The 15,832-nt window shown below is 63.1% G+C and carries 15 protein-coding genes, 1 tRNA gene and 1 pseudogene; 8 read left to right on the forward strand and 9 right to left on the reverse strand.

Annotated elements, in window-relative coordinates:
- The 3 genes from HYH07_RS30995 to HYH07_RS31005 form a co-directional block, all read right to left on the reverse strand.
- On the reverse strand, nt 1-508 hold a 508-nt coding region (locus tag HYH07_RS30995; protein ID WP_220006032.1), incomplete at its 3' end, for an SDR family NAD(P)-dependent oxidoreductase.
- 117 nt (nt 509-625) lie between these two features.
- The gene (locus HYH07_RS31000) at nt 626-1,138 is read right to left on the reverse strand and encodes a CvpA family protein (protein ID WP_220006033.1); all 513 of its coding nucleotides are present in this window, start codon (nt 1,136-1,138) and stop codon (nt 626-628) included.
- Nucleotides 1,139-1,357: 219 nt separating this feature from the next.
- Nucleotides 1,358-2,950, reverse strand: a complete 1,593-nt coding sequence (locus HYH07_RS31005) for a GMC family oxidoreductase (RefSeq protein ID WP_220006034.1) — start codon at nt 2,948-2,950, stop codon at nt 1,358-1,360.
- A 355-nt stretch (nt 2,951-3,305) separates the two neighbouring features.
- Here HYH07_RS31005 and HYH07_RS31010 point away from each other — a divergent pair.
- A tRNA-Met gene (locus tag HYH07_RS31010) sits at nt 3,306-3,382 on the forward strand.
- Between the two features lie 149 nt (nt 3,383-3,531).
- Here the strand turns inward: HYH07_RS31010 and HYH07_RS31015 are convergent.
- Complete coding sequence (locus HYH07_RS31015; protein WP_220006035.1) at nt 3,532-4,125, reverse strand: DUF1349 domain-containing protein; 594 nt, start codon at nt 4,123-4,125, stop codon at nt 3,532-3,534.
- A 206-nt stretch (nt 4,126-4,331) separates the two neighbouring features.
- On the opposite strand from HYH07_RS31015, the gene HYH07_RS31020 reads away from it, so the two are divergent.
- From HYH07_RS31020 to HYH07_RS31035, 4 genes and pseudogenes are all read left to right on the forward strand, one after another.
- Nucleotides 4,332-4,568 carry a hypothetical protein gene (locus HYH07_RS31020; RefSeq protein WP_220006036.1) on the forward strand — a complete coding sequence of 79 codons (237 nt, stop codon included), beginning with the start codon at nt 4,332-4,334 and terminating at the stop codon, nt 4,566-4,568.
- A pseudogene (locus HYH07_RS31025) lies at nt 4,543-5,589 on the forward strand (DUF3604 domain-containing protein); the annotation flags it as partial. The gene HYH07_RS31020 and the pseudogene HYH07_RS31025, both read left to right, overlap by 26 nt.
- A gap of 13 nt (nt 5,590-5,602) precedes the next feature.
- On the forward strand, nt 5,603-6,199 hold the full coding sequence (locus HYH07_RS31030) for a hypothetical protein (RefSeq protein WP_220006037.1): 597 nt from the start codon (nt 5,603-5,605) through the stop codon (nt 6,197-6,199).
- Between the two features lie 52 nt (nt 6,200-6,251).
- Nucleotides 6,252-6,686, forward strand: coding sequence for a DUF2721 domain-containing protein (locus HYH07_RS31035; RefSeq protein ID WP_220006038.1), 435 nt, complete (start codon nt 6,252-6,254; stop codon nt 6,684-6,686).
- On the opposite strand, the gene HYH07_RS31040 is transcribed toward HYH07_RS31035, so the two are convergent.
- The gene (locus tag HYH07_RS31040) at nt 6,658-6,969 is read right to left on the reverse strand and encodes a helix-turn-helix transcriptional regulator (protein ID WP_057746303.1); all 312 of its coding nucleotides are present in this window, start codon (nt 6,967-6,969) and stop codon (nt 6,658-6,660) included. The genes HYH07_RS31035 and HYH07_RS31040 overlap by 29 nt on opposite strands.
- Nucleotides 6,970-7,065: 96 nt before the next feature.
- On the opposite strand from HYH07_RS31040, the gene HYH07_RS31045 reads away from it, so the two are divergent.
- The 3 genes from HYH07_RS31045 to HYH07_RS31055 all read left to right on the forward strand — a co-directional run bounded on the left by HYH07_RS31045 (nt 7,066) and on the right by HYH07_RS31055 (nt 10,007).
- Nucleotides 7,066-7,818 (forward strand): SDR family NAD(P)-dependent oxidoreductase, encoded by a 753-nt coding sequence (locus tag HYH07_RS31045; protein ID WP_220006039.1) that lies wholly within the window; start codon nt 7,066-7,068, stop codon nt 7,816-7,818.
- A gap of 468 nt (nt 7,819-8,286) precedes the next feature.
- A complete protein-coding gene (locus HYH07_RS31050; protein ID WP_220006040.1) occupies nt 8,287-9,504 on the forward strand; it encodes an OpgC domain-containing protein in 1,218 nt (405 codons plus the stop codon).
- Nucleotides 9,505-9,518: 14 nt separating this feature from the next.
- Nucleotides 9,519-10,007: a DUF2059 domain-containing protein gene (locus HYH07_RS31055; protein ID WP_220006041.1), complete on the forward strand. Its 489-nt coding sequence runs from the start codon at nt 9,519-9,521 to the stop codon at nt 10,005-10,007.
- Nucleotides 10,008-10,013: 6 nt separating this feature from the next.
- On the opposite strand, the gene HYH07_RS31060 is transcribed toward HYH07_RS31055, so the two are convergent.
- The 4 genes from HYH07_RS31060 to HYH07_RS31075 form a co-directional block, all read right to left on the reverse strand.
- Nucleotides 10,014-11,510: a sugar ABC transporter ATP-binding protein gene (locus HYH07_RS31060; protein ID WP_220006042.1), complete on the reverse strand. Its 1,497-nt coding sequence runs from the start codon at nt 11,508-11,510 to the stop codon at nt 10,014-10,016.
- Nucleotides 11,507-12,604 carry a hypothetical protein gene (locus HYH07_RS31065; protein WP_220006043.1) on the reverse strand — a complete coding sequence of 366 codons (1,098 nt, stop codon included), beginning with the start codon at nt 12,602-12,604 and terminating at the stop codon, nt 11,507-11,509. Before HYH07_RS31065 ends, HYH07_RS31060 begins: the two co-directional genes overlap by 4 nt.
- Nucleotides 12,601-14,724, reverse strand: a complete 2,124-nt coding sequence (locus HYH07_RS31070; protein WP_220006044.1) for an ABC transporter permease subunit — start codon at nt 14,722-14,724, stop codon at nt 12,601-12,603. The genes HYH07_RS31065 and HYH07_RS31070 overlap by 4 nt, the downstream gene beginning before the upstream one ends.
- A 76-nt stretch (nt 14,725-14,800) precedes the next feature.
- Nucleotides 14,801-15,817: a sugar ABC transporter substrate-binding protein gene (locus tag HYH07_RS31075; protein WP_057746322.1), complete on the reverse strand. Its 1,017-nt coding sequence runs from the start codon at nt 15,815-15,817 to the stop codon at nt 14,801-14,803.
- Nucleotides 15,818-15,832: the final 15 nt, after the last annotated feature.

Raw genomic sequence — 15,832 nt, forward strand, 5'->3', positions numbered from 1 at the left:
GCGACAGGCCGGCGATGAAGCCGGTGAGGCCGGCACGCGCGCCGTTGGAGAGGCCGAGAATGTCGATCGGCGCCTTCACTGCGGCCGAGGTGATGTTGACGATGCGGCCGAACTTGCGCGCCATCATGCCGTCGACGGTCGCCTTGATCAGCTCGATCGGCGTCAGCATGTTGGCGTCGATTGCCTTGATCCAGTCGTCGCGGGTCCAATTGCGGAAATCGCCGGGCGGCGGGCCGCCGGCATTGTTGATCAGGATATCAGGCTCGGGGCAGGCCTTGAGCACGGCTTCGCGCCCCGCAGGCGTCGTGATGTCGCCGACGATCTCGGTCACCTTCACATCTGGATAGGCCTTCCGGATCTCGTCGGCCGTCTTCTTCAGCGCCTCCGCGCCGCGCGCGGTCAGCGTGACGTCGACGCCGGCTTCGGCCAGCGAGAAGGCGCAAGCGCGCCCCAGGCCCTTGCTGGATGCGCAGACGATGGCGCGGCGACCTTTGATCCCAAGATCCACTGTTTCACTCCCGAAATAGCAAGCAGGTTTTGGATGGCCGGCACTCTAGCCAACATCAGTGCCGCTGATAAGGGAAATGCCGGCGTCAAAATGCATGGCGCCGGCTGCGGCGATGCACTAGATGCGCCGCTCCTGCTTGAGGCGGTCGATCGTCTCGGCGGCCTCCGGCGGCAGCGACTTGAACCCCATCTGCCCGACCGCCGAGAACAGCGGCCGCAGATGCGAGCCGGCGAGGAAGGGCGGCTGGTGGTTGGCTGGCACGACCTGGTCGAACACCAGCACCAGCGTGGTGGCGACCAGCCCGACCCTGACGGCGCCGAGCGCGGCCCCGCCAACGCGGTCGCCGATCCCGGCCTCGCGGATGGTGTCGCTCAGCGCGAGGCGGCCGATATAGCCGAACAGCATGCCGACGACGATGAAGATGCCGAAGAAGCAGATCCAGTTTTGAACGAGCGGCGCGTTCGGATTGCCGGCGACCTGCGGCACGATCAGCGGCATCAGTGCGACAGCGATGGGGGCGGCGAGCAGATAAGCGAGGATGGTCATGGCGCTGCCGATCAGGCCGGTCCTGAAGCCGAAGCCGATGGCAATTGCGAGCGCCGCATAGACGGCGAGATCGAAACTGTTCATGAGCGAAGCCCTGCCAATGGAGCGTATGAACGCCAAACCGATCGTTCCGGTTTCAGATCGCTAAAATCGTCCGTATTTTTTGTGGCTCCGGCGGCTGAGGGGTGTTGTTCGTTTCAGGTTTATTTGAGGTCAGTAAAGAAAATGTCTTAGGCGTCGTCCCGGCCTGGCGCGCAATTGCGCACGGGGGCCGGGACGCCGGCGGAGATCGCGGGCTTCGCTCTACCGCATCTCTCCCTTGATCATATCCGCCGCTTTCTCCCCGATCATAATGGTTGGCGCATTGGTGTTGCCGCCGATCAGCGTCGGCATGATCGAGGCATCGACGATGCGCAAACCGTCCACGCCATGCACCTTCAGCTTCGGATCGACCACGGCCATCGCATCCGTGCCCATCTTGCAGCTGCCGACCGGGTGATAGACGGTGTCGACGCGATTGCGCAAAACGTTGCGGATGTCGTCGTCGGTGCGGACATCCGACGTGAACATGTCCTTCTTCTGCAGTGCGCGCAGCGCGGGCGTCTCCATCAGGCGCCGCGTGGTCTTGAAGCCCGCGACCATCGCCTCGAGATCCTCCGCTTCGCCCAGAAAATTCGGATCGATCATCGGTGCAGCGAGCGGATCGGCGCTTTTCAGCCACACGCTGCCGCGGCTCTTCGGCCTGAGCAGGCAGACGTGGCATGAGAAACCTGGCTCCTTGTGCTTCTTGCGGCCGTGATCGTCGAGCATCGCGATGACGAGGTGGAGCTGAATGTCAGGCACCTCGAGGTGGGCCTGCGTCTTCAGGAAGCCGCCGCATTCGGCGAAATTGGTGGTCATCAGGCCACGTCTCTCCTTGCGGTACTGCTGGATGCCGCGGAGCAGGGATGGCAACCGACCGAGCGAGGCGTGAACGAAATGCGGGTAGTCGGAGGCGTAGACGAACACGAAATCCGGATGGTCCTGCAGATTGCGCCCGACGCCCGGCAGATGACTGATGACGCCGATGCCGTGCTTGCCCAGCGCATCGCCATCGCCAATACCCGACAGCATCAAGAGTTGCGGCGATTGGAACGCGCCGGAGGCGAGGATGACCTCGCGGCGCGCGCGCAGCTGCTTCTTTTGCTTGCCCTGCACATATTCGACGCCGACCGCGCGCCCACCTTCGAACAGAATGCGCGTTGCGTGCGCCCCGGTCTCGACGCGCAGATTGCTGCGCTTGCCCAGATGGGGATTCACATAGGCCCGCGCCGCGCTCCAGCGCTCGCCCCTGTGCTGCGTCACCTGATAGCTGCCGAGGCCTTCCTGATCCTCTGCGTTGAAGTCCTCGCGGATGCGGAACTGCGCTTCGCGCGCGGCCTGATGAAAGATCTCATGGATCGGATTGTCCGAGCGAAGCCTGTTGACATGCAGCGGGCCGCCCCTGCCGTGATATTCGCCGTCGAAGTCGGAATTGTTCTCCGAGCGCTTGAAATAGGGCAGCACGTCCGCATACGACCAGCCTTGATTGCCGAGCGAGGCCCAGTGGTCGTAGTCCGATTTGTGGCCGCGGATATAGACCATGGCATTGATCGCCGAGGAGCCGCCGAGGCCCTTGCCCCGCGGCTGATAGCCGATGCGGCCGTTCAAGCCCTTCTGGGGCACCGTATCGAAGGCCCAATTGGCCGTCTTGTACGGCAGGGCGAGCCCGAATGGCGTGGTGATCCGCCAGCTGTCGTTGCGCCCGCCGGCATCGAGCAGCGCCACTGACGTCGCCGCATCCTCCGACAGCCGCCCCGCCACCGCACAGCCGCCGGAGCCCGCGCCCACCACGATGAAATCGAATGCGTCAGTCATTGATTCCCCCCTTTTGTCATTCCGGGGCGATGCGTAGCATCGAACCCGGAATCTCCTCCTCCGGCGTTTCGCCGCCGTTTTGTTGCGGCAAGCTGGCGGTTTGTGGAACTTCTGGCAAGTGTGCGGCAAATCGGCCGGAATCCGCGCCCGTTAGCTGTCATAAAGTCGAAAAAAACGTCCCCACAGCCCTTTCCAAAGCTGGTCCGGGTTGGTACATACCGCCCGCACCCGACGGGCTTGGCCCCGGGGTTGCCTTCCAGGGAAGCCTTCGGGACGGGAGAAGCAAGCCACGCGCACCGCGTTGGCCCTCAATCCACCGTCCCCGGCAGACTTGCGAAGGCGCGCAACGGTTTAACGCGGGGTGGAGCAGCCCGGTAGCTCGTCAGGCTCATAACCTGAAGGTCATAGGTTCAAATCCTATCCCCGCAACCAAATTCGGACTTCACCGGTTCCGATACGAAAATGGCCCGCTTGATGCGGGCCATTTTTGTTTTTGCGGCGGAAGCTGCGACGGCTTGTTTCTCGAACAGATTTCACGGGTCCATCGTCATCGTTACGACGGCTGTCGCCGCGAGCAACCGCTAGCTGAGATCGTGCAGGTCCTTGCCGAGCGGCGGCTTCAGCGAAAATCCGCTGAATCTGACCGGCAATCCCTCGCGTTCCGGTGTGCAAGCCATGGGCCCGACGAGGTAGGATCGCGCCGCGGCGAACGGAGCCAGTCGGACGAGCGGCCAGGTCTTGCCGTCAGCGGACGCCTGCAATCGCAGAACGCCGCCGGCGACGGTGACGCGCATCCAGAAATCGCCGGCCTCGTGCTCATAGGGCGCTGTTGCCCAATCCGACTGCCCAATGGTCAAGACGCTCGAGAGCATCGCGCGCCCGTCCGAAAATTCGATTCCGGCTTTGATCCAATGCTCCGCATCCGCGCGCACCATGATGCCGGCTTGATCGTAGAGTTCCCGAAAATCGCTCTGGATGCGCAGCTCGGCCGTAAATGCCTCCACGGTCGGAAAGCCCAGAAAGTGGCCGCTGTCGCGGCGGAAGCCGTAATGCGTTTTCTGCCAGAAATCGGTGGCCTTGTCGGTGACGAGCTCGAGGCTGTCGCCCTGCGCGGTCCAGCGTTTCGGCTCGTTCAGCCAGATACCATCGTGTCTTTCGAAGATGGCAGCGCTCATGTCGAACCTCGGCTCGTAGCTCTTGCGAAACCGATAGCCTGACGGGGGAGCCGGTACCAGCACTCGTTGGCGGGATCCGTTCGAAACAGCGAAGCCATCGCCTCGCTCCCGCGTGAGCAGGGTCACGGTCTGCCGTTTGGACTTCCCTTAGCGTGCTTCCCGGATGACCGGCACGGTGCGCGGTCATATCTTTTGGAGGACGCAACATGAAAGTCTCTCGCATCACCCTGCTTGCTTTGGCCGCCACCGCCAGCCTCGCCTTGGCGGCTCCCGCGTCCGCAACCGACTGGAGCTGGTTGTCAAACAAGGACTACATCGCGTGCCTGCAACTCTACGCTTACGGCAATTTTCAGATGCCTCCGAACCTCTCGCCAGCTCAGCAAGCCGCCTACCATGAGAAGGGGCGCCAGTTAGCAGCGCGCAAAGTGGGAGCGGCTCTATGAGGCCACGCAGACCAAAGGCACCGGAGAGTCCCATCCGTATTTGTCGCCCAACGACGAGTTCGCCGCCTTCGAGATCTGGGACAAGGGTAACCTCGACGGCAGCGTCGCCAAGAAGAAGGAGATGCTCGAGTTCGAGTATGTGCGTTCAGCCTACAAGAACGGCCTTAAGCTCGAGCAGCGGCTCGGCGTCAACCCTTACAAGTTCGGCCTCGTCAGCGGCAGCGATGCCCACACCTCCCTCACCGCGATGGAGGAGAACAACTTCTTCGGCAAGACCGTTCCGCAGGAGCCGAGCCCGCATCGGATCGGCGGTGTCTTCGTGGACAACAATGCAACCGGCGTGAAGATCATGGATTGGGAGGTCGGCGCCGCCGGCTATGCCGCCGTGTGGGCGAAGGAGAACACCCGCACCTCCATTTGGGATGCCATGCAACGCAAGGAGACGTACTCTACAACGGGCACCCGCATGATCGTGCGCTTGTTCGGCGGCTGGGATTTCGTGCCTCAGGACGCGGACAATCGTTTGCCTGCCCAGGTCGGCTATACCAAGGGCGTGCCGATGGGCGGTGACTTGCGCGGAGCCCCGGCAGGAAAGGCGCCGACGTTCCTGGTCGCCGCGCTCAAGGACCCGATCGGCGCCAACCTTGACCGTTATCAGATTATCAAGGGCTGGCTCGACAAGGACGGCAGCGTGCGTGAGAAGGTCTACGACGTCGCTTGGTCCGGAGATCGCAAGCCCGGCAGCGACGGCAAGCTGCCGCCGGTGGGCGATACGGTGGACGTGGCGAACGCAACGTGGACGAACACGATTGGTGCGCCCGAGCTGATCACGGTGTGGAAGGACCCCGAGTTCGATCCCACCCAGCCGGCCTTCTACTATGGCCGGGTGATCGAGATCCCGACCCCGCGCTGGACCGCCTACGACGCGAAGCGCTATGGCGTCACGCCGCTGCCCGGGACCGCCATGAAGGTCACGGAGCGCGCCTTTACGTCACCGATCTGGTACAGCCCGGCAAAGTAGCGCGAGGTGCGAGATGATGAGTGTCATGCAGAAGCACCGGCTCGGCGTCTTCGTTCTGCTGCTGGGCTGCGCTGCCTGGGCGCCATCCCAAACTGCGGCCTGCGGTTACCACGACGATGTTTCGCTCGCGCGCGGCGCTCTGAACTGGATCTACCCAGATGCACTGCACGTGATCGGGGCGATCTCGACGGCAGTCGCCGACAGGCGGCTACCCGCGGGAGCTTCCGTTCGCCGCGGACCGGACCTGTTCGGCTATCACGCCACCGTCCGCAGCATCGAGCGACTTGGACGTCAATTGCACGAGATTGCGGGCGAGATGCCGGGGCCGGAATTCTCCCTCCTCCTGATCGAGCCGATGTTGTGGACGCGGTTCGTGCCCGATCAAGGCGACTTGCAAGCGCGGGTCCACGTGTCGGCTCCACAGGCTGGCGAGCTGGTGATCATATCCGGCGAGGAGGTGATCCGAGCGATCGCCAACAACGCGTTGACGATTGGCGAGGCTTACCGCTCTGGTCTCATGCGCCTCTACGGTGCGGACCAGCAAGTGAAGTCCTTTCTCGCGCGCTACGATGAAGTTGGAGCACGAGTCCCGCGCAATGATCCGGGTTGATTGTGTGTGACGAGAGTCAGGCGGTCAACTTACCGACAAGGGGTGGTCGAAAATGTTGCCGATAGTGACGCCTTCGGTAAACCAGCTCAACGGCATCATAGCCGCTGTTGCCGCGCCGGCTTTTCTGTTGGGTGCGGTCGCGGCCTTCATTTCGGTGCTTGTTTCCGGGATCAATCGCGTCGTCGACCGGGCGCAGTTTCTGCACGTTGTCAGTGACGGGGACGACTCCAAATCTTACCTCAAAGCAGACCTCTCGCGTCTGCAACGCAGGGCGGTTCTGCTAAACCGCGCACTATTCTGCGGGATCCCCTCTGCAATTTTCACGGCGCTCATCATCGTTGCATTCATCAGCGCGACGTTCAGGGTGGCGCACTCCACATGCGACGGCGCAGGACGGTCTCGCGAGAGTTCAGCCCATCCTGCGCGCGACCACGCCTCCGCCTTCTGTGCGAATGCTCTCAGTCCGGAAAGCTCAGGATCATCTTGAGCAGCTTCGGAAATCGCGCGTTGATGTCTTCCTCGCGCAGGACGTTGCGGTGCTGGACGCCTTGCTTTGACGTCCGGACCAGGCCGGCCTCCCGCAGAATGCGAAAATGGTTCGACAGGGTCGACTTCGCCATATCGGGGCAAGGGGCCGCCTCGGTGCACGACATGCAATCCTTCTGCGCGGCCAGACTCTTGACGATACGCAGCCGCATGGGATCCGCGAGCGCGCCGAGCACCCCCGCCAGTGTGATCTCCTCCCGCGCCGGATGAACGAACTGTGCCATGCCGAAAAATATAGCAGGCCCCTTGAACGAGTTCAATAGTTCACTAGTATTGAACGATGGAATATCGGCATCCCGCCGAACAATGGAACACATGCGATGACCAAGAGACTCGAAGGTAAAGTTGCGCTGGTGACCGGCGCATCCAAAGGCATAGGTGCCGAAATCTCCGCCCGGCTTGCGGCCGAGGGCGCGGCGGTTGCCGTCAATTACAGCTCCAGCAAGCAGGCCGCCGACCGCGTGGTCGCCGGCATCATCGCCAAGGGTGGCAAAGCCGTCGCGGTCCAGGGCAATCTGGCCGACGCCAAGGACGTGAAGAACGTTGTCGCGGAGACCGTGAAGGCGTTCGGGGCGATCGACATCCTCGTCAACAACGCGGGGATCTACGAGTTCGCCCCGCTCGAGGCCATCACGCCCGAGCATTTCCACAAGCATTTCGACCTCAACGTGCTTGGCCTGCTGCTGGTCTCGGGTGAAGCGGCGAAGCACTTCAACGCCAATGGCGGAAGCATCATCAACATCTCCTCCGGCGTATCGACCATCGCACCGCCAAACACCGCCGTTTACACCGCGACCAAAGCCTCGGTGGATGCGATCACCGCCGTGCTGTCGAAGGAGCTCGCGCCGCGCAAGATTCGCGTCAACGCCGTCAATCCCGGCATGATCGCAACCGAAGGCGTCGTGTCGGCGGGCCTGCACGAGGGCGACATGCGCAACTGGATCGAATCCGCCACCCCGCTTGGCCGCATCGGCAAGGTCGGGGAGATCGCCGCCGCGGTGGCCTTCTTCGCATCGGACGATGCGTCCTACGTCACCGGCGAGACACTTCACGTCACCGGCGGCCTTCGCTAGCGAGCTGGCTGGAGGGGGTGAGCTCTTGCGAAACCCATCGCCTGACGGACGGAAAAGCGGGCCGGCAAAATGCCGGCCCGTGCCTTGATGTCATCGAGGACTCGCGCCAAACCCCGATCGAAATCGCGAAGCCGCTGCGGGAGAAGGCTGAGGCGATGCTGCATCGCATGCTCGCTGGGGGTGATCGGCTCGCCTGGAGGCGGACAAACGCGCTTGCCGCCGGTTTGCCCGACGGGTCGAGCGATTTTTGTAAGGTATGCAATGGTTTAGCTACTGTGCATGGGGTTGTTTCGAGCTTTGCCCGCGCTGCCGACGCACTGTGACGACAAAGTCCCTTGCGCGGACGCCAAGGTCGGTTACCGTTGGCGCTCTAACCGCAGGGTTAGGTGACCTTTTGATTGATCTTTTTTAGCATCCGATTTTGCCGGCGCCGCGATGGCGCTACGCCTACCCGACGAGGCGGGGGCCATGAGCATACGGGATCAGGCAGCACTGTTGGCTCCGATCGAGCGCGACTTGCGGCTCGACGTGTTCCGCGGAATCGGCCTGTGGATGATCTTCCTCGATCACATCCCGCACGACGTCGTGGCCTGGCTGACGCTGCGCAATTACGGCTTCAGCGACGCCGCGGAGTTCTTCGTCTTCATATCAGGCTATCTGGTCGGCTGGATCTACGGGCCGATCATCGCCGGCGGCTGGTTCCTTGCCGCACTGAAGCGGCTGTGGCGGCGGACGGCGGAAATGTATGTCGCCCACATCATGCTGTTCCTCTTGTTCACGGCGCAGATCGCCCGCACCGCCCGCCGCTTCGACAATCCGATGTACGAGCACGAGTTCAACGTCTTCAATTTCCTGGCGCATCCGGACGAGTTGATCGGGCAGGCGATCCTGCTCAAATACAAGCCGGTCAATCTCGACGTGCTGCCGCTCTACATCACGCTGATATTTGCCTCGCCCTTCATCGTCTGGTGCCTGGTGCGCCTGCCGAACCTGACGCTTGCGGGGTCCGTGGTGCTCTACGTGCTGTCGCGCTGGTTCGACTGGAACGTTGCTTCCTACCCGCCGGGCACGACCTGGTATTTCAATCCGTTCTGCTGGCAGCTGATGTTCGTGTTCGCCGCCTGGTGCGGCATCGGCCAGATCGAGAAGATCAGCCGGTTTGTATGGTCGAGGGCCGCAATGACGCTGGCCGCGGCTTGGCTCGTCTTCGCCTTTATCATCGTGATGACCTGGCACATCCCCGCGCTCGAGGCCATGATCCCGAAATGGATGATCAAGGCGATCTACCCGATCGACAAGACCGACCTCGACATGCTGCGCTTCACGCATTTCCTGGCGCTGGCGATCTGGGTGACACATTTCCTGCCGCGCCATTGGAAAGCGCTGCATACCTCCTGGCTGCGTCCGATCATCCTCTGCGGCCAGCACTCACTGCCGATCTTCTGTCTCGGCGTGTTCCTGTCGTTCTCCGCGCACTGGATCCTGACGCAATACACCAAGGGCGTCTGGGAGCAGCTCGCGGTCTCCTTCCTCGGCATCATCATCATGATCGTCGTCGCCTGGCTGCTCGATCGGGCCGAGCGTGTGCCGAACCTCTTCGTGAAAGTGTCGGAAGTCGAAGAGCCCCAAACCGCCGCCGTCGAGATCGTGCCTGCCGCAACCGCCGCCGCGCCGGCGCGCCGCTGAGGGGAGAGGTATCCATGTCCAGACGTTTGTTGACGGTCATCGGTGTCCTCCTGCTCCTCGTTGGCCGCGCTTCCGCGCAAGCGCCGTCGCCCGAGGCGATGAATGCGGCGCGCAAGCTCGTGGTCACGCTGAAGATCGCCGATCAATACCGCGCGCAGCTGCCGCAGCTGCTGCTCAAGCTGCGGCCGGTGGTGACGCAGGAAAGGCCGGAGATCGAGCGCGACTATGACGCGATGACGGCGCCGGGGGCCGAGATCTTCCCCCCGCTCTTCAACGCGATGATCGACCAGATCGCCGCCATCTATGCCGCAAGCTTCACCCTGGACGAGTTGCGCCAGATCGAGGCATTCTACGCCCAGCCGGCCGGACAAAAATTCCTGGCGCAGTCCGATGCGCTGGCGCAGGCGAGCACGCAGATCGCCCAGGATGTCAGCCAGAAGGCCGGCGACCAATTGAAGCAGCGCCTGATCGAGGCGCTGCGCCAGAAGGGACACAAGCTGTAAGCGCCCTCAGTGGATCGCCGCGTACATGATCTTCTCCTCCGTCGCTTCCAGCGCGGAGAACTCTTCCACCACCTTGCCCTGGCGCGACACCAGGATGCGGTCGGACAGCGCCATGATCTCGGGCAGATAGGACGAGATCACGACCACTGCCTTGCCCTCGTCAGCGAGCCGGTTGATCAACTCGTGGATCTCGACGATGGCGCCGACATCGACGCCGCGGGTCGGCTCGTCGAAGACGATCAAGTCGGGCTCCTGCACCAGCGACTTCGCGATCACCACCTTCTGCTGATTGCCGCCCGACAGTTCGACCACCTTGACCTGATCGCCGATGGCGCGAACCTTGAGCTTCTCGATCCAGGTCTTGCCGACCGCATCCGTCTCCCGCCGCGACAGCATCATCCGGCCCCGCGGAAACTTCGACAACAGGCCGAGATAGATGTTGCGCGCGATCGAAGACGTCTCGAAGAAGCCCTCGACCTTGCGGTCCTCCGTGACATAGGCGATGCCGGCCTTCACCGCCGGCGCCGGCACGCGGTAGCGCACCGGCTGATCGTGCAGCAGGATCTCGCCGCCATGGAAGAAGTCGCGCTTGAGGACGCCGGCGACGATCTTGAAGGTTTCGGTGCGGCCCGCACCGACGAGGCCGAACACGCCGGTAATTTGCCCAGCGAACACCGATAGCGAATTGTTCTTCACCATCGGTGCCATCTTTAAATTCTGCACCGTGAGCACCCGCACGCCGGCCGGACGCACGCTGTTCTTGCGCGCGCCGTAGAGGGTGTTGGAGAGGTCGCGCCCGACCATGGCTTGCACGATGGCCGCGCGATCGAACTTGGCGACATCGTCGGTGACCACATGCTTGCCGTCGCGCAGCACCGTGATGCGGTCGGCGAGCAGCAGCGCTTCTTCAAGCGCATGCGAAATGAAGACGATCGAGACGCCGCGCTTCTTGAGATCGCGGACGAGGTCGAAGAAATATTTCTTTTCTTCCGGGGTCAGCGATGCGGTCGGCTCATCGAAGATGATGACCTTGGCACGGTGCAGCACCGCGCGCGCAATCTCGACCATCTGCTTCTTCGCCGCGCCAAGGCCGCTGACGGTGGCGGTCGGCGTCACGTCGAAATTGAGCGATTGCAGGAACTGCTGCGCGGCGATGTAGATCCCCCGCAGGCGGTTGTAAAACTTCTCCTGCCCGAGAAACAGGTTTTGCGCCACCGTCATGGTTGGTACCAGGCTGTTCTCCTGGAACACCATGGCGATGCCGAGATTGCGCGCCTCAAGCGGTGTCTTCGGCGCGACCTCGGCGCCATCGACTGTCATGGTCCCCGAGGTCAGCGTCACCACGCCCGCCATCACCTTGGTGAGGGTCGACTTGCCGGCACCGTTCTCGCCGACAAGCGCATGGATCTCACCGCGGCGCAGATCGAAGTCGACTCCGTCGATGGCGGGCACGCCGGCATAGAGCTTTGTTGCCTTGCGCAGCGAGAGTGCGATGTCGCTCATGTCCGAAACTCCTCGGCAAGGCCGGCAAGCGGCAGCCTCAAAATGCGGCCCGGTCCCTTGGCGATCAGCACGAGATCGCTGCCCATCTCGACGGCCGCGACGACGCCGTGATTGATGCCGTCGACCCGGCTGTGCAGCGAATAGAGCGGCTGGCCGTCGGCATCGAGACGGATGACGAGGCCATATGAACGCGGCGGCGCCCACGGCTTGATGACGCCCATGGTCTTGATGTGCGCGCCCTGCATCGGCTCCTTGAACGAGCGCCCGGAACGCAGCCGCGGTGCAACCCAATGCTCGGGCGCGATCTCGGCCATCATGCGGCGCCGATAGCCGGGTTCGCGCAGCACGAACTCGACAAGCTGGGTCCGCGCGGTGAAGGCGGTGAGCCAGTAGCCTCCGCCCGAGGCTTTCGACAGCCGTGATGGATAGACGGGCAGGTGAGCGAGCACGATCTTCGGCGATGCACCTTGCGAGACAAGAACGAGGCGGTGGCGCCAGCTCTCGCTGACCAGCATGGCGTTACCATGCGCGCAGGCACCGAAGGCATAGCCGAGGCCTTGGGCCAAGCGCGTCACGGTCCTGCTGCCGGGATCGAGCCGGTACACACGGCCGCTCCGGTTGAGCTCAAGCAGGTCGCGTGCCCAATCGTCGACACTGCATGTTGCAGAGCCGTCCGTCGCAATCAGCGCATTGTCCTCCGCCAGCCCCAGTGCATTGATCGCATTGAACGCCGCGTCGGCAAAGGTTACGCTCGGCTGCTCGGCCGAGGGGCTTTCGTAGACACGCACCTCGCGCCCACTGAGCGCGGCGGCGAGGCCGCCGCCGGGGAGGGCACAGAGTGCGGAGATTGGCTGCTCGAAGCGGCGCAATTCCGAGGCCGAGCCGCCGTCCAGCGACAACAGCCTTCGCCCGTCTGCAATAAAGAGCTTGTTGCCGTCAGTGGCAAGATCCGCAGGTAGCTCGCAGGTCAGCAAAGTTTCGGCCGATTCCAGCTTCTGGTTCGGCTTCAACGCGCCGTCGAAGGACGGCACGGTGATGGTGGCGTCGCCGCGTCCGAGAAAACGGTTGGCGAAGTCTCTGACGGCCGCGATCACGACTGCTTCCCCCACCTCTTGTCATACTGAACGAAGTTCGGATCGGCGTTGTCGAGCTTGTAACGGCCGATCCGATTATTGAGGATCCCGCCGAGATAGAGGTAGCCGCGATGCTCGCGCATCGAGGTGATCATCGGATGGTTCTCGCCGTGCAGATCCCAGAACGATTCGAGGATCTTGCCCTGCTCATTGAATTTAACCACGCAGCCGGTGTTGATGTTGGGAAATAGCCACTCATCGACTGGTACGCGCTTGGCCATGCGGCGGCGGAAGCCCGGCATCTTCCAGGCGAGGTCGAGCGAGGGGCTGCGCATGCCGACCAGCGCCAGCCAGTAATTGCCGTCCGAGGCGAGGTTGATGTTGTCGGGGTATCCAGGCAGGTTGTCCATGACGACCTCGACCGCGCCTTTCTTCGGCCCGGCGAACCAGTAACGCTTGATCGAGCAGCCGAAGGTCTCGGCGAACAGGATCGACTGGCCGTCGCTGGCGACGCAGATGCCGTTGGGGAATTTGAGTCCGCGCAGCTCGGTACGCGTTGTGCCGGTCTTGGTATCGTAGCAGATGATGCGGCCATTGCCGCGCGCCTCTAAGCCATCGATGGGCCATTCGTCCATCTCGTAACGGACCGTCGCTTCGGAGAAGAAGATCAGGCCATCGTCGGTGATGTCGAGGTCGTCGGCAAGGCGCAGGCGGCTGTCGTCGTTGACCGAGCGTAGGCTGCGGTTGGTCTCGTCGGTCGCCTTTTCCACGGTGCCGTCAGGCTTGATGCGATAGAGCCCCATGCCGCCGATGCAGACATAGAGATTGTCCTCGCGGTCGAAGGCCATGCCGAGCGGCTGGCCGCCGATATGAGCGAACACTTCCATCTTTTGGTAGTCGGGCGCGAGGAAGCGCATGATGTCGCCGTGGCGGGAGCCGGCATAGAGATTGTCATGGCGATCGAGGATGACGTCTTCCGGCGCCTCGATGCGGCCAAGGCCGATCGCCTCGACATCACGGAGCTTGTCGTTCTGCTCAAATGGGCCGCCTTGCCCGATCTCGGTCGGTGGTGGAGGCGGCAATTCGTGATAGGTCGGGGCGACATAGACCTTGCTGATGATGCGGGTCCGGTTCTTCTGCCAGCGGATGTCCACCATGGCGGCGACCAGCAGGATGCCCGCGAGCGCCATGCGGTTGACGCCGCCGCGTGCGTTCATCGTCGTCAGACCATTTGTGATCAGCAGCACGATCAGCACGCCGACTGCCGATTTGGCGACCGAGCCCTTGCCGCCGCCGAGCGTGATGCCGCCGAGCACGGTCGCGGTCAGAACGATCACCTCCAGGCCGACGCCGATGTCGCCGCCGACGGTGCCGAGCCGGGAGGCGAAGAAAAGCGCGCCGACGCTGGTCAGCGCGCCGCTTGCGACGTAGCAGAGCGCGATGGTGCGGCGAACGGGAATGCCCGAATTGTAGGCCGAACGGCGCGAGCCGCCGATCGCGGTGATATGCCAGCCCGGGCGCAGCCGGGTCATGAAGATGTGGCCGAAGATCGCGATGGCGATATAGGCGAGCGCCACGGTGGGAATGCCCAAGACAGAGCCGGAGCCGATGAAGTCCCAGGACGGGATGTCGGGGAAGGCAGAGGCGATCGCGTTGGAATAGCGCTGGATCAAAAGGTCATAGGCCGAGCGGTAGATGATCAGCGTGATCAGCGTGGTGATGAAGGCGCGGAGTCGCAGATATCCGACCAGAATGCCGTTGACGGCGCCAAGCAGCGCGCCACACAGCAGCGTAGCGATCACAACCGCCGGAACCGGCCAGCCCGCGACGTCGAGCAGATAGAGCGCGCAGAAATCGGTCAGTGCGAAGATCGATCCGACGGAGAGATCGATGCCGCCGACGATGACCACCAGGGCAAGCCCGAGCGCAATGAAGCCGATCTCGCCGGCCTGGCGCGCGGTGTCGACGAGGCTCGCCGGCGACAGGAAGTTGTCGATGGACCGGCTGAACGCAAAGCCGACGATCAGGAGCAGGATGACCGGGATGGCTGTCTCGGTCCATCGTTTGGACAGGATTTCGCCGAGAAGATGATCAGGCCAGTAGCGGTAACGCAGGCTTGTGATTGTGTCGCGCATCGGCATTCCAGCAGGACATGGAAACTATCGGGAGGCACGGTCCCCGGGCATGGATCCCGGGGACCGCGAGCCCTGGCGCGGACTATTTCTTGAGGTCGCTGAGATTCCAGCAGGCGGTCTGGCTGTCGGCGTTCTCCTTGGTGATCGGAATCAGCGTGGTGTATTCCGAACCCTTGATCGAGCCGGGCTTGGCGCCCGAGGACAGCAGCCACTTGATCGTGCCGGCCATTTGCGTGGCCTGGGTCGGAACGTCGTAGCTCAAGTTGAGGTCGAACGCGCCCGACTTCACCAGCTCGCAGGCGCCCTTGCGTTCGCCGCCGCCCGATGTCGCCAAGAACACCTTGCCGGTGAGCCCTGCTTCCTTCACGGCCGCTGCGGTGCCGATGTCCATGCCGTCCCAGAAGCCGACGATGCCGCAGAGATCGGGATTCTGCTTCAGCACCGTTTGCGTGATCGCCTTGGCCTTGGCGGCATCCCAATCGGCGGCCTGGCTCGATACCACCTTGATCTCGGGATGCTTGGCGAGAACGTTCTCGACGCCCTTGAGAGTATAGGCGCTCGCGGCGGCCGACAGCGCACCCTGGATGATCGCGATCTTGTTCGACTTGCCCTCGCAGGCCTTGACCACGCCTTCGGTCTGGCGTTCGCCGATCTCGACCCAGTTGGCACCGACGAAGGCGGAGCTACGATAGGCCGAGCCCATGTTGATCTGGATGACGTAGATGCCCTCGTTCTCTGCGCGCTGGAGCAGTTTTGCGTAGGTCTGGACGTCAGGATTATGCACCACCATCACCGCCGGCTTCTCGGAGATCAGCGAGGTCACGGCCTGCGCGCCGGCGTTGGTGTTCCAATTGGCGTCGCGGATCACGAACTTGACGCCATAGGGCTCGAGCTCCTTCTTCAGGCCGGCATACCAGCCCTCGGTGAGGTCGAAGTTCATCGCGACCGGCACATAGGCCACGGTCTTGCCGGCGAGCGCCTCCTTGAACGGCTTCTGGAACGGCTCGTCGAGGCCCTGCTGGGCGAGCGCCGGCCCGGTGAGCGCGGTGAGAGCCAGTGCGGCGAGGGGTACCCTGGTTGAGTTGCCAAAGATCTTCATTGCTTCCTCCTTGGT

It is taken from the genome of Bradyrhizobium sp. BR 10261, from assembly GCF_019455395.1.
GTDB classification, from domain to species: domain Bacteria; phylum Pseudomonadota; class Alphaproteobacteria; order Rhizobiales; family Xanthobacteraceae; genus Bradyrhizobium; species Bradyrhizobium manausense.

Coding starts and splice junctions, on each gene's coding strand:
- HYH07_RS31050 (WP_220006040.1), top strand. CDS start 8,287: ATGAGCATACGGGATCAGGCAGCACTGTTGGCTCCGATCGAGCGCGAC.
- HYH07_RS31020 (WP_220006036.1), top strand. CDS start 4,332: ATGAAAGTCTCTCGCATCACCCTGCTTGCTTTGGCCGCCACCGCCAGC.
- HYH07_RS31030 (WP_220006037.1), top strand. CDS start 5,603: ATGATGAGTGTCATGCAGAAGCACCGGCTCGGCGTCTTCGTTCTGCTG.
- HYH07_RS31060 (WP_220006042.1), bottom strand. CDS start 11,510: ATGAGCGACATCGCACTCTCGCTGCGCAAGGCAACAAAGCTCTATGCC.
- HYH07_RS31005 (WP_220006034.1), bottom strand. CDS start 2,950: ATGACTGACGCATTCGATTTCATCGTGGTGGGCGCGGGCTCCGGCGGC.
- HYH07_RS31015 (WP_220006035.1), bottom strand. CDS start 4,125: ATGAGCGCTGCCATCTTCGAAAGACACGATGGTATCTGGCTGAACGAG.
- HYH07_RS31075 (WP_057746322.1), bottom strand. CDS start 15,817: ATGAAGATCTTTGGCAACTCAACCAGGGTACCCCTCGCCGCACTGGCT.
- HYH07_RS31055 (WP_220006041.1), top strand. CDS start 9,519: ATGTCCAGACGTTTGTTGACGGTCATCGGTGTCCTCCTGCTCCTCGTT.
- HYH07_RS31000 (WP_220006033.1), bottom strand. CDS start 1,138: ATGAACAGTTTCGATCTCGCCGTCTATGCGGCGCTCGCAATTGCCATC.
- HYH07_RS31040 (WP_057746303.1), bottom strand. CDS start 6,969: ATGGCACAGTTCGTTCATCCGGCGCGGGAGGAGATCACACTGGCGGGG.
- HYH07_RS31070 (WP_220006044.1), bottom strand. CDS start 14,724: ATGCCGATGCGCGACACAATCACAAGCCTGCGTTACCGCTACTGGCCT.
- HYH07_RS31045 (WP_220006039.1), top strand. CDS start 7,066: ATGACCAAGAGACTCGAAGGTAAAGTTGCGCTGGTGACCGGCGCATCC.
- HYH07_RS31035 (WP_220006038.1), top strand. CDS start 6,252: ATGTTGCCGATAGTGACGCCTTCGGTAAACCAGCTCAACGGCATCATA.